This window comes from Bacillus sp. K2I17 (assembly GCF_002209985.1).
In the GTDB taxonomy this organism is placed as follows: domain Bacteria; phylum Bacillota; class Bacilli; order Bacillales; family Bacillaceae_G; genus Bacillus_A; species Bacillus_A wiedmannii.
This window is the reverse complement of sequence record NZ_NJGF01000025.1, coordinates 1-12346: the sequence shown is the minus strand read 5'-3', so window position 1 is coordinate 12346 and position 12346 is coordinate 1. Positions and strand designations below refer to the sequence as shown.

Sequence of the window (12346 nt, the reverse complement as noted above, 5' to 3'; positions counted from 1 at the left end):
TAAAAAAAGACCAACTCTATCAGTTGCTCTAGACTTAATTTAGTATTAGATTCCTTTTATCTTTCCATAGCATTTTCTAACGTATTTTTGCGGAATAAAGAAAAAGCTTTATATTTATTAGGGTGTGGATTCGGTGGCTCTTTAAACACCTTACTAATATCCTTTTGTAGATTATAAAACCTTTCATCTTCTTTTAACCAATCAACAGCTGTTTTTGGCTTTCCCCATTCTCTGGCAACCTGTTTAGGCTGCTTCATTGTAGCAATGCTATAAAAAAAAGAATCCATATTTTCTTCATCTGTTAATTCAACAGCGTAGAAATGGATTCTTTTTTTTGTATCTGATTTTCCTAATGGTTGTATTTTATTTACTTTAAGCATTTTATCTTCCATATGCTCATATTTACATTCCCCTAGATCTGTAGTTAAAAAACTTAGCTTTTCAGCGATAATCGCACGTTCAAAACATTGCATTGCTTCCAAATGACCTGGTGATTCTTCATTTAATACTTCTACAAAGTTCCTCTTTTTCAAAAGATCTTTGTAATTGTTAAGTACAGCAATTTTTGTATCTAAACCTACGCTAGTTAATGGCCTTGATATTTCATCATCATCAAAAAACTCAATTCTTTCGGTCTTAATTACTCCATATACAGGAACTTTTCCTTGAGCTGAACGTTTGTAATATGTAACACTTTCTGGAACTTTAATTTCATCTGCTCTCAACTTATAATTAGTTTGCTCTGTTCTACCTCCATGCGAAGTTATTTGAAGAATTGGTAAAGCTAGAGTTCTGTTATTTCCAGCGTTTATAATAAGACCGAATCTTCTTTTTCCTACCTGCTCCTCATTATCATCACTTAATGCTTTAGATTTAAAAGGATAAAATACCCTTACAATATCACCTGAATTATATATTTCCATTTGATTCACCTATTCCTTTATCTGATATAAACAACATCATTTTCATCAAAATCATCTTCATCTTCATGCATATCAATTAGTAAAAGAATTCTTCTATCCAGATCGTATCCAGTATATTTTCCTTCTGCCGCTAATTCTTTCATTGCTTGATCTAGATATTTTTGTTCGTAATCTTCAAGTTCCATTTGCTTAATAATTTGTTCTCTATCTTTCCCTTTCCATGTATAATCCGATAAAAAATCAATTGATTTTTTGTTTTCCATGCTAAAACCCCCAATTTTTTGATAAAATAATTATATCACCTTTACACTTTTACACAAGTGTAAAAGTGTAAATTTAATCTTTTTACTCTTTACAAATCCCCATATAATCCGGATAAACAAAAAGATAATGTTTCATGCCATGATTCAATTCCACTACTAGGTAAATGCTTTCGAACTTCACACAAGATCTTTGCTAACTCGTTTATTGGGTAAGTTTCTGAATGAAGCCTTGTCATAATCGCACGTTTATTACTACTGTCTAAATCAATAATTTCAGAAATTTTATTAATCAACTCGTTAGCATCAATGGTCTTAGATTGATTCAGAAATGTTACTGATTCATATAATAGGCTATATGCCATTCCCTTAAACATCTCAATCTTATATTCCAAAGGATCTACGATATGTTTTAAATCTTTATGATCAGGATGATATATAACCAGGTAATTTTTGAATACTCCCTGATAGTAGATATACTGCATTTGTATTTCTTCTATTTTTGCTAAAAAGTTAAATTCATGAGTATTTATTGCATGACTTCTTACTCGTATTAACTCATTTTGCATTTTATATAAAATTTCATTCCACGTTACTATGTCTTTCTTTTCACCAAAACCAGAATAAAATTTTTGAGACAGATTACCCAATTCTTCTGTATTTTTTGCGATTCTCTTCATTGTATTTCCATTTAAAAATAACCATGTAGTAAATCTAAATATTAAATTAGATACATAATACAAAGAAAAAATCACTATAAAAATTAGCGCTATAATTATTAGAATGTTCCAATGCATATTAATTAAGCTCATGCTCTATGCGCCCTCCTCTTTCTACTTTTCTTCCGATTTTTCTTAAGCAACCTACCCCCTTTAATAAAAAATGAAACAATTACATTTAAAGCACACGCAACAGCTACCATGCATAACGCAAATAACCAATTATTCACTTATTCACCTCCTTTCAAATTTTTGATACGTTCTTGTAATTGCTTATTCATTTTCAAACCGTTCACTTCCAGCTATAACTTCCTATTTTCTTGGTTAAGCTTACACTCTCTTATGCTACTTCTAATAAATTCGTTCATATTTCTAAACCTTCCACTTTCCTCCATACCTTCTTGAACAAAAAGTGGAAAGTCCTCAAACTGAGAATAATATTTCTTAACTGGATGTTTTTCGGGATAACTTAATAATAACCATTCGTAGTTACGTAAACTAAAACACTCACAAATATCTTTTGGATTTAAAATATGCAAAGATAAAAGAGATTTATATAATGCTTCTGTTCCCTCTACAACAAGAGAACTATTATTATACAAATACGTTTCCTTGTAACTTAAAAATCTATCCAAAGAAAAGCTAAAGATTTCTTTTTCCGTTTTTGTAAATTCAATTCTCTTTCTTCTTTTGTAATTATCTATCTTTTCAATTCTGTATACGATCCAGTAATAACTTACATACACTAAATTAAAAATACCAATACCTATTAACGGAATTGATACATACGTGATCATTGAATTATGCATTTCAACAAATAATGAGTAGCTTTGAGGAAGTTTATCGTAAATTAGCCACGAAATTAAAAATATCGGTAAAGACATTGGTATTACAAATGCATTTATTGCTGGTTCCATTTGTACATATCTATAGTTATAGATTACAAGAATTAGAAGATAACAAGCATACATAATAATTGATAAAAATAATATTTCTAGAGTCTCTTGACTAGTATAATAATTTATAATCCCTTGCATCTTATCCCCTATCATTTGTATCTCCTTCTTTTAAATAAGTAATTTAAAATTCATACATTTGCTCGTTACATAAAGTAAATACCTATTCTTCGCCTCCTTTCAAATCCTACTTACGAAACTAATAGACCGACTAGGAAGCATAAAAATCTATAATATATACATCTAATTCATGATGAATAAACTTCTTACATTCATCTTTAATAATCGCTAAACACTTTTCTTTTTTTAATCCTCCTGTACCGCTGCCTATAATCGGCATTGCAACGGAACTATATTTTTTCTTTATTACTAATTGCAATGCGTTATAAGTTGACTGCCTAATTGAATACTCTGTTGCTTTCCACAAAGCATTAATGCCAGCTACATGAATTAATGCTTTGCAATTTAAAAAGCCAGATGAAGTAATAACCGCCTCACCTAGCTTTAATAGACCTTCTTTTTTCAATTGTTTAAATGGTTCATGACCTGCCTTTTTCCTAATTGCTTTTGAAACACCAGCTTCATTTAACAAATAACGTGGTAAAAAGTTTCTATTCCATGCATTAACTATTACATCAACTTTACTATCATATTTTGTAATATCACCATTTTTAATGAAGATCCTCATGAATTATCGCCTTCCAATATTTATTTGCCTTATAAACTTTTAAAGTGCTAATTTAAAAATTTCTATTAGTATTTTATTACTTCTTGTATAAATACAGCATAGTTACTACCCCAACCAATCGTATCAAGGTATTTACTAAACTTTTTCGATTTGAACCATCCCTCATTTGGATTCGGCTTTAACGATTTCATAGAACACCATTCATAATAAAGATGTTTTACTGCATAATAACGTGCTTCTACTACCCCTTCAAAGATTGAATTATTATTATATCCGCTTTCTTTTTCAACATCATAAAGTAGATGATAAACTTTATATCCATTCGCTTCGCCTAATAATTTTCCTGTTTCTTTATCCTTTAAAAGAAGTGTTTCTGATATACAAGCCCTTTTTTCATTAGGGAAACATTCATTGATTTTTTGTATTAGTTTTTCGCTAATTTCATTTTGAAAAACGACCCACTTTTCTTTATTCATAATCATATTCCACTCCAAAGGAGTGACGAGTAATATATTTTCTGTTTGAATCATATTCATTACTTTTTGCATTTTAGTTCCTCCTAATTTCCCATATAAAAAGGAGACTTTCACATTAAAAGTCTCCTACTTAACTATATTTACTTAAAAGGCCATCAATATTTGTTGTTGAAATCACTATATAACTTTTATCTATTTGAGATTCTTTTAAAGAGTATAGCGTCATAATGGTTTGTGCTAACTCTTCTTTTAAATGACTAACTTCTTTTTCTTTTAATTTACCTGGAATATTATGAACATCATTGCTAATAAAGTACATCCATGAAGCAAAATCTTTCCCAAGTAAAGTATCTTCTCCATAGGATAAATTTCTTATGTTAAGAATAGCATCCATAAGAACACTGTATCCTAATTCAAATAAAATCTCTTCTGAAAACGAGTCTAACTTATTTTTCACTTCTGGATAATTTTTTAGTTTTTTCCCAACAGAATCATAACCACATGTTAAATAAACATCGTCCTTAACATTCTTGTTTTTAAAGAAAGCTAACATTATATTTCCCCTTCTAATTTATTTAAAAGAAATTATTAGTTTAAACCTCATAATATAATTATATCTTTAAAAACAGGTACTTCCCTTTCACCATACTCCCAATAAACTCTCATTTTTATCTCTCGTATCCATTTTCAATTTGTTCTTGTAATTGTTCATATTGTCGTTGGTTCTTCCATTTTTCATATTCATTATTCATATGGTAGTTCATATTTTTTAGGCTTCTAATAATGTTGGTACGTTGTTTAAAACCAGACCGTATACGTTTACCACGAGAAAAAATATTTTTTCTCTTTTGAAATTTAGCTTGTTGTTGTTCTTTTGCTACCTGCTTCATTTCTTTTAAGACAGCGTTCCCCAATCTAGTATATAAATCATTAACCTTTGTATCACCAAATTGGCTATAACGTTTTTTATCTTCTTCACTCCCCCCATAAGCTTCTTTCATAATCTTCATTTCTTCTTCTAATTTCTCTTTTAATTCTTTAAACTCTTTCTTATGGTATTTCTCTATGTACATATCACTTAATTGATCTATCTTATCCCTTACATGGCTAATAGAATTATAGTTATACTGCCACTGTTTTTTATCTTCAGGTAGCTCTTTCATAATTTCGACAAACAACTTTTTCATTTTTCTTTTTTCAGAAAGCTGCACATCTTTTTTACTTTTAACAATTTTATTTCGTATTAAATCATTAATTTTTTTGTACTCTTCGCTACGATCCATAATGCTATTTACTACTTTTGATTTCATTGCATCAATTGATTTTTGTTTTCTTTTTCCTCGATGCATTCCTTTAAATCTGCCTTTTGAAATTATCCTTCCAGCACTCGGTACAGGTTCGACCATTGCTACATGAACATGAATATTATCCGTATTATAATGAATGGCTGCCGACCAAATTGCTGTATCACGTAATCGTTCTTTTGTCGTCATAACATCCATTGCTTTTCTTGTTACATCTTTTAATTTCTCTTCATCTAACGTTTTAGTTTTTGAATCATAAATACCGTGTTTCTCTAGCCATTCATTGTTAAAACTAATTACATCCTGCCATAAAACACTTTTATTTTTTTGTGCCTTTTTAAAAGCTTCTTTTAATCTATTCTTACCGTCTAATGAAACTACGTCTTCCTCTTTTGTAAAAAGCGAAGACGTTTTTTCCTCATTCCCCATATAATCTTGATAGGAACTAAATTCATTTCTTTCTTTTTCAATAGCATCTTTTCTTCCGATATAATCAATATAATCCCCGAATTCTTTATCTTGATTTTTACTAAAATCATTTTTGGAATATACGAATTGACTTTTAATTACTACACCAGGCGTATTCATATATTACCTCCCTAATTTGAATCACTTGTTCCTTTTTGTCTTTCTAACTTTTTCATCCGAGCATTTGAAATTTGGTCTTTAACAAACTCTTCTGCTTGTACCATGCCTTTAGACATAAACTGATTTGTTGTAGCCAATCGTTCAAATTTATTCACTGTAAAATAGTGATTTGCAAATTGTAATAACATCCTTGTATGTTTATCAGCTAAATTTGTACCAGCTCTAATTCTTCCTAAATCTTCATGAACAACCTCTTTAACTGCTCCTTTAATTTGTTCTAATAAATCATGATTTTGGTTTTGATGTTCAGCAATAATTCTTTCTAGTGCATGACTAGGCTTGATTCCTTTTTCTTCTGCATAATCTTTTATATATGCCACCGTATTTTCGTTTAAATAATAAATCTTATCCATCTTTTTCTTAGTCATATTTAAACCCCTTTCAATATTTTTATTTATTCATTCTCCAATTCAATCTCTTCAATAACTCGCAACATACGATTCATTGTTTGTGTGTTTTGTTTTATAAGGATCATGCTTTGTTTTTGTAATTCTATATGTTTATCTTGTAAGTCTTTCATATCTTGAAGTACTGCAAGATTACTAATGTATCTATGCAAAAATTCTTGTCTAGAAATCTTTTTTGCCTTTGCTAGTTCGTCAATTCGTTTCACTAAACTAGCATCAAGATCACGGATTAACACATTCATAGGGGAAACCTCCAAATTAGTGATTTTAATTGCAAGAGCATAAGGGTTTTTTGCTATCACCGAAGGTGACAGGTTAGGCAGAGCCTAACAAAAACGTGATATCATGAGAAAGAGAAATTCAATGTGGTTTCAGTGTGGTTTCAATGTAGTTTCAATGTACAATCCAATGTAGTTTCAATGTACTTTTTCCAATCTATTTTTGAACCACAACACTCTTTATAACGGCAAAAAAAATTATCTGATAACTTTTTAATACAATCAAAAAATTATCAGATAATTATATTCGTAATGTTTATACTTCTTTCTAACTTCTAAAATCTTTTAATTTCATTCTGCTAGATTAAACTTTTTACGCTGATCTTCTAATTTCTTCTGAAGATTTTTCTCTTTTGCTTCTAGCTCTTTTATTTTGCTTTCTAGCTCTAATTTTCTCTTTTTATACTGTTCTATTTGAAGCTTTCTTTTTTGAATTTCTGATTCACTTTTTTCTTTTTCCTCCTCAGTTTGATATGCCTTATTAGCTTCAATCCTTTCAATCTCATTTACAATTTTATCTGATAATTCATCTTGTAATGGGATTGTTTTCTTTACATTTTTTATTTCTATCTTTACAGATTGTAATTCTTCTTCCGTTTCATCTTGAGCATACTCATTAGCATTTTTTCTTAATAGTTCTTTGTTTGTTTTTATCTTTCGATAATCTCCTGTTAAAACGATTTTCTTTTCTTTTAGATTATTATTTTCTTCTTTTTGAATTGTTCCACCTTCGTTAGTTGTGCTACTTTCAAATGAATCAATCTCTGCTTTTTCATTTACAAATAAACCTATGACATTATATTCTTTTGGCACTTCACTGATTTGGATAACATACATATCCCCTTGATTAAACACAACTTTCGTTGGTAATTCTTTAGCATTTCCTTTTTGTTTAGCTGTAAAAGATAATTTTGTACTTACATACGTTCCACTTTTTTCTCCTGTTTTAAGGTGAACTTGCATTATGTCTTTATCTGGATTGTACTCCCACTTTTTTAGATAAATAGTAGTATAATTCAGCCCAGGTAACGGACGATTAAATTCAGTTTGAACAATAGGATCGTCATTAAACATAAACTCTTTTGATGTTAAACAAATGGTTAAAACAGCAACAATTCCTATCATAATAGCATAGTAAATTTTATTTTTATTACTTCCAACTTTAAATGCAGACAAGCGAAAACCTCCTTTTATTTAGTGATTGGCAGATTGACTTGGTGGAAATGGCAATAGCTGTCTTGGATCAAAAGAGGTTCCTTGTTTATAATCATTTCCTCTCCTAGCTTCAAAGTGCAGATGTGTTCCAGTTGAGTGTCCTGTATTTCCCTGTATCCCAATCTGTTGTCCTTTTTTTACATCTTGTCCAGTTGATACATTTAATCCATCCATGTGCGCATAACGTGTAAACACTCCATTAGGATGTTGAATTGTAACCATGTTTCCATACGAATCAGATAAACGAGCATCTACAACTTTTCCATCCCCTACAGCACTAACCGGAGCTCCACGATACGCCACTAAATCTATCCCTGCATGAAGTGTTCCCCAACGACCGCCATAATCACTTGTAACAACATAATTGATTCCCACAAAGGGAAATTGAAAGTCTCCTTTCATATTTTCATCAACTTTAATTTCTCCTGTTCCTCCACCCTCTACAACCTCACATTGCATTGCTCCACCTAATTCTTGAGCAATTTTTGTAACAGTTGGAACCCAATACTTATTAAGCTGACCAGGATCATTGTCTGCTCCTATCGGTGCATACTTCCCACCGATTTGATCAATAGTTGTTAGCCCTTGTGAGATATAAAGTCTATTTAAGTTCCCCGCCATATATACAAGCCCTTCCTCCAAACTTGAGAAGATCTGTAAGGTTTGCCAGTTCGTTTTTGGGTCCATTAATCCTCCAGGATTATTTTTATTAACGACTGCATTTGACTTCCCATACCCCGTTTCATGAAGTGCAATTGCTGCTAATAGTACTGGATCAATCTTTGCTGATTCAGCTGCTTTCATAAATCCATCTGCATGATTAGCAAACGCTCCAGATTGATTTATTTTTGCATCAAACTTCGCACGATCAACCTGTCCTGTTAATTTACAACCAGCCCCTATAATTAATCCAGAACCCCCTCCACTTCCGCTGGAGGACTTATGAGAACTAGATATGGATATTGCTGATATGGCCCCAATAAAAAGGACTCCTAGCATTAAAACTCCAGGAATCCCAAGCCATAAAAAAATCTTTTTAATTATTATTTTTTTAATATCCATGCATTATAAACCACCTTCAAAGAGGTTTATTTCATCTTCGGAGGCTTCTACTGTCATTGTTAAGTTCTGCACACCTTTAATGGCTAAAACGCATTCTCCCTGCTGTAATAATGGAATTTGCCTTAGCTCACTTTCGGATAACTGACCTTGGAAAATGTACCTTAACGTATCTAATGAGTTCGCATCTTGCTGTAAAACAAACTTATACTGCGTTAATTCAAATAGTGTTTTAATTTTGTTTGCTACTTCACTATCAGCTGTTTTCGTATCCGAAACATAATCTCGAATTGATTGCGAAGCAAAAAGAAGCCCACCAAAATACTTACGGGCTTCACGTGCAAATTCCAATATAAAGTCTACTGCAATCGGGTTACTCGTATTAATCGTTAAATGCGATTCATCTAAAATAACTAACAAACGTCTTATAAGATCAAAGTCAAAACCGTCTTTATAAACAGCTTTACGTTGTGGTTCACCAATTTGAATTAGGTGATCCCAAATTAGACTAAATGCATTATACATCTGAGCATTGAATACTTTTTTCTCCAAACTACGTAATGATTTTACAGAGAAGAATACAACTTGTTCATTTGTTAAATCTTCTAAAGTTGTATGCCCGTTAAATAAATGACCATATCCATTTACAATATCATCGAGTGCTAATTCAATCTTCTCTAGACGAGCCGATCTAGAAAGAGATAATGTTGGGTTAATAATTCTTTCTTCTACATTCGAATACAACTCTTTCTTAACGTATTCAAGTAACTGTGAGAAGATAGGATACTCTTCATTTTTTAGGTTAGTTATACCTGTTGTTTTTATTTTCTCTAAGAACCCTAATGATTCATAGAATTCTCTAAGTACTTTTTTATATTCTTGAATATCTGCATCTGTAACTTGTGGAGATAACAGGCAATAGAAAGTAGCTGCCTTAGAAAGATGCTGTAAGAAAGAATGATTTTCTATTTCTGCCTTTGTTTTTTTATCTTCATCGTCTATCCTTGAACGATAAATTTGCAACGGGTTAATTAAACCTTGTGTACCATCAAGTGCTACCATTTGCCCGTTTACTTCTTTAATTAACGTCTCAAATTCTCCTGTTACATCAAATCCCCTAATAAAGTTATTTCTAATTTTATTATCTAAAAACAACTTTTTAAGAAGTGTACTTTTCCCTGAACCCATTTCTCCAATAAGTACACCGTTATAGTATCTACGTTGCTTATCTTTATGAAACAAATCAAATAACACGCTACCACCAGTAAATGTAGTCCCTAAATAAGATCCTCTTGGATCACGTAATTGTGCATAATGAAAGGGAAGGCCAGCAGCTAATGTAAGCCCAGGCATTCCCTTTCCTTCTCTCTTATTAGCGTATGTAATTTGTTCTTCATACGGGCTAAACAAAGCTTTCCACTCATGCTCTTGTTCATTTAAAAGTACAGTCCCCTTGAAGCTTTGTGCCTCTAGTTCCGTTAAAACATCCCCAACACTCTTTTCTAATTCCAAAGTCGTTTTTCCATGAACGTATAAACGAATTTGAACTAACTTAATGACTTCTCCTAATTGTGATATTTGATGATATAGTTTGGTTAATTCATCATGTTTTTGAACTGCATCCAATTGAGCAATCCCTTGTTTTTCATTACTAAAGCGCATTTTTTGTTCCAACATGGACTTATTAATATTCGTCACCGACTCACTTCTCTCCATTGTAGAACCATCTGTAGCCACTATAACATTCTTCATTGTAGCTATTGTTTTCATCCACTTCGCATCTACATTAGTAGGATAGTCCACTATATGAATAATAGCTTCATAACCATCTCCTTTTTTTACAAAGTTATCACCAAACTTTATGCCACCTCTCGGCTGAATTTTTGCAAGAAATTCTAAATCATGTTTCTGTTTTTGTTTACTTTCGTCTTGATCCCCCTTTTTTTTCTTTTTATCTAACATAGGAATGATATTAGCTAATTCAAACGCCATGATTAGTCCTCCTTACAATTTAGAATTTTGGTTATTTAATACACACAGCACATCTATTTTCTTCTCTTTTGTGATTCTTACTAGTGGAAAAGAATTTTTAAAATGGTTCTCTGCCATTCTACGTCTTTCTGATAATTGTTCTTTATTACTACCATAGATAAATAGGAAAAACTCCCTATCCGTTCTCTTTTCTTCTAAAAAGTTCAATTCAAATAATTTACGATCAATATATTTATGATTAATAGGATCTTGCGTTTCTTCTCTTTTTTTCCTCCAATACTCTTGTTGGATAGATGTATTAGAAGGGAAATTTAAAGATACTTCTTTATAATCATACGCATAACTCCGCATGAACCTAACTCTTTGGTAGATCATAAGCATTTCGTCCGATTCATTCAGTGTATTTAAGTCCGTAGTAGTAATTTGTAAAATATCCATAACGCCATTTTTTAAAACAATATGATTCCCCTCATACCTTACAAAAGGAAGCATATTTATAGTTTGGTTTGGCACTCGAACCTTTGGCTTTTTTTCTTTTTTTTCGCTCTTTATATTCTTTTTCGGTTTCTTTTCTTTCTTCTTTATAGAAAAAAAACCAGATTTCTCTGGTTTTTCTTCATCTGTTATTACAGGTACAACTATTGTTGGAACACCTGCAGCATCATTTAATTTTTGCTCTGTACTCATTTCTCTTTTCCTCCTTATTTTCATTTGAGTATTTAATTTCATTTTCTATCGCATTAGCATCAATAGGATGATAAGTAGTTTTATTACGTTTAATTAAAAAATATAATGCAACATAATTTCGTTTTCCTGGATTGGTGGAAGAACTCATAACCATAAAAAGCAGAGCGCCAAACCCTACAATGTAGTAGGGAATGGCAAACCAATTATGAACAAATTCACTGCCCACATTTAAAAGGAACAATGTTCCTACTCCAATAATGGATAAATCCTTTGCGTACAGCGAAAACATCAACTTGATAGGTGATTTTATTTCTTTAGGAATTTCATAACTCAATTAGACCCTCACCTTTCCTTTATTTAATTGCTCTATAATCATAAATTTTCATGAACGCCAGGCGTTTTTTCAGCGTTATCATCTAAATGCTCACTTTCCAATACAGTTCGTTTATTATTCTCTTGTAATGCATTCTCTGTTTCTTGCTTCACATGATTTCTTTGAATTACCTCTGTCTCTTGTACAATCTCAGTCTTTTGAATAACCTTATTTTCTTGCTGAACGACTTTCTTTCGACTCACTGTCGGTGCTGGACCTTGTGCCGCTGGCGCTGCTTGGCTCACTGTCGGTGTTGAGCCTTGTACCGCTGGCGCTGGTTGGCTTACTGTCGGTATTGAGCCTTGTACCCTCGGTGCTGCTTGGCTCACTGTCGGTGTTGAGCCTTGTACCCTCGGTGCTG

At 31.7% G+C, this 12346-nt stretch carries 15 protein-coding genes and 1 pseudogene; all 16 read right to left on the bottom strand.

Translation table 11 applies throughout. The features are described 5' to 3' along the window. Nucleotides 1-56: 56 nt before the first annotated feature. Nucleotides 57-923, bottom strand: coding sequence for a hypothetical protein (locus CER22_RS22650; protein WP_088609621.1), 867 nt, complete (start codon nt 921-923; stop codon nt 57-59). Between the two features lie 17 nt (nt 924-940). Then, a complete protein-coding gene (locus CER22_RS22645) occupies nt 941-1186 on the bottom strand; it encodes a hypothetical protein (protein WP_088609620.1) in 246 nt (81 codons plus the stop codon). Between the two features lie 89 nt (nt 1187-1275). Beyond that, nucleotides 1276-1995 carry a hypothetical protein gene (locus CER22_RS22640; RefSeq protein ID WP_088609619.1) on the bottom strand — a complete coding sequence of 240 codons (720 nt, stop codon included), beginning with the start codon at nt 1993-1995 and terminating at the stop codon, nt 1276-1278. Nucleotides 1996-2204: 209 nt separating this feature from the next. Beyond that, nucleotides 2205-2954 carry a hypothetical protein gene (locus CER22_RS22635; protein WP_088609618.1) on the bottom strand — a complete coding sequence of 250 codons (750 nt, stop codon included), beginning with the start codon at nt 2952-2954 and terminating at the stop codon, nt 2205-2207. A gap of 115 nt (nt 2955-3069) precedes the next feature. Then, nucleotides 3070-3546, bottom strand: coding sequence for a macro domain-containing protein (locus CER22_RS22630; RefSeq protein ID WP_088609617.1), 477 nt, complete (start codon nt 3544-3546; stop codon nt 3070-3072). A gap of 65 nt (nt 3547-3611) precedes the next feature. Then, nucleotides 3612-4094 carry a hypothetical protein gene (locus CER22_RS22625; RefSeq protein WP_088609616.1) on the bottom strand — a complete coding sequence of 161 codons (483 nt, stop codon included), beginning with the start codon at nt 4092-4094 and terminating at the stop codon, nt 3612-3614. A gap of 58 nt (nt 4095-4152) precedes the next feature. Then, entirely contained in the window at nt 4153-4575 is a 423-nt protein-coding gene (locus tag CER22_RS22620; RefSeq protein ID WP_088609615.1) for a hypothetical protein, read from the bottom strand. Between the two features lie 115 nt (nt 4576-4690). Then, the gene (mobP2, locus tag CER22_RS22615; protein ID WP_088609614.1) at nt 4691-5914 is read right to left on the bottom strand and encodes a MobP2 family relaxase; all 1224 of its coding nucleotides are present in this window, start codon (nt 5912-5914) and stop codon (nt 4691-4693) included. Nucleotides 5915-5925: 11 nt separating this feature from the next. After that, on the bottom strand, nt 5926-6342 hold the full coding sequence (locus CER22_RS22610; RefSeq protein ID WP_088609613.1) for a hypothetical protein: 417 nt from the start codon (nt 6340-6342) through the stop codon (nt 5926-5928). A gap of 26 nt (nt 6343-6368) precedes the next feature. Continuing rightward, complete coding sequence (locus tag CER22_RS22605; protein WP_001101622.1) at nt 6369-6623, bottom strand: ribbon-helix-helix protein, CopG family; 255 nt, start codon at nt 6621-6623, stop codon at nt 6369-6371. A gap of 327 nt (nt 6624-6950) precedes the next feature. Next, nucleotides 6951-7835, bottom strand: coding sequence for a hypothetical protein (locus tag CER22_RS22600; protein ID WP_001272167.1), 885 nt, complete (start codon nt 7833-7835; stop codon nt 6951-6953). An 18-nt stretch (nt 7836-7853) separates the two neighbouring features. Beyond that, nucleotides 7854-8936, bottom strand: a complete 1083-nt coding sequence (locus tag CER22_RS22595) for a peptidoglycan DD-metalloendopeptidase family protein (protein WP_088609612.1) — start codon at nt 8934-8936, stop codon at nt 7854-7856. A 3-nt stretch (nt 8937-8939) separates the two neighbouring features. Next, nucleotides 8940-10925 carry a VirB4 family type IV secretion system protein gene (locus CER22_RS22590; RefSeq protein ID WP_088609611.1) on the bottom strand — a complete coding sequence of 662 codons (1986 nt, stop codon included), beginning with the start codon at nt 10923-10925 and terminating at the stop codon, nt 8940-8942. 12 nt (nt 10926-10937) lie between these two features. Continuing rightward, on the bottom strand, nt 10938-11612 hold the full coding sequence (locus CER22_RS22585; protein ID WP_088609610.1) for a hypothetical protein: 675 nt from the start codon (nt 11610-11612) through the stop codon (nt 10938-10940). Next, a complete protein-coding gene (locus CER22_RS22580) occupies nt 11587-11946 on the bottom strand; it encodes a DUF5592 family protein (protein WP_088609609.1) in 360 nt (119 codons plus the stop codon). Before CER22_RS22580 ends, CER22_RS22585 begins: the two co-directional genes overlap by 26 nt. A gap of 38 nt (nt 11947-11984) precedes the next feature. After that, nucleotides 11985-12346, bottom strand: a pseudogene (locus tag CER22_RS33175) (hypothetical protein); the annotation flags it as partial.

Coding starts and splice junctions, on each gene's coding strand:
- CER22_RS22645 (WP_088609620.1), bottom strand. CDS start 1,186: ATGGAAAACAAAAAATCAATTGATTTTTTATCGGATTATACATGGAAA.
- CER22_RS22605 (WP_001101622.1), bottom strand. CDS start 6,623: ATGAATGTGTTAATCCGTGATCTTGATGCTAGTTTAGTGAAACGAATT.
- CER22_RS22585 (WP_088609610.1), bottom strand. CDS start 11,612: ATGAGTACAGAGCAAAAATTAAATGATGCTGCAGGTGTTCCAACAATA.
- CER22_RS22620 (WP_088609615.1), bottom strand. CDS start 4,575: ATGTTAGCTTTCTTTAAAAACAAGAATGTTAAGGACGATGTTTATTTA.
- CER22_RS22635 (WP_088609618.1), bottom strand. CDS start 2,954: ATGATAGGGGATAAGATGCAAGGGATTATAAATTATTATACTAGTCAA.
- CER22_RS22640 (WP_088609619.1), bottom strand. CDS start 1,995: ATGAGCTTAATTAATATGCATTGGAACATTCTAATAATTATAGCGCTA.
- CER22_RS22590 (WP_088609611.1), bottom strand. CDS start 10,925: ATGGCGTTTGAATTAGCTAATATCATTCCTATGTTAGATAAAAAGAAA.
- CER22_RS22650 (WP_088609621.1), bottom strand. CDS start 923: ATGGAAATATATAATTCAGGTGATATTGTAAGGGTATTTTATCCTTTT.
- mobP2 (WP_088609614.1), bottom strand. CDS start 5,914: ATGAATACGCCTGGTGTAGTAATTAAAAGTCAATTCGTATATTCCAAA.
- CER22_RS22610 (WP_088609613.1), bottom strand. CDS start 6,342: ATGACTAAGAAAAAGATGGATAAGATTTATTATTTAAACGAAAATACG.
- CER22_RS22625 (WP_088609616.1), bottom strand. CDS start 4,094: ATGCAAAAAGTAATGAATATGATTCAAACAGAAAATATATTACTCGTC.
- CER22_RS22595 (WP_088609612.1), bottom strand. CDS start 8,936: ATGGATATTAAAAAAATAATAATTAAAAAGATTTTTTTATGGCTTGGG.
- CER22_RS22630 (WP_088609617.1), bottom strand. CDS start 3,546: ATGAGGATCTTCATTAAAAATGGTGATATTACAAAATATGATAGTAAA.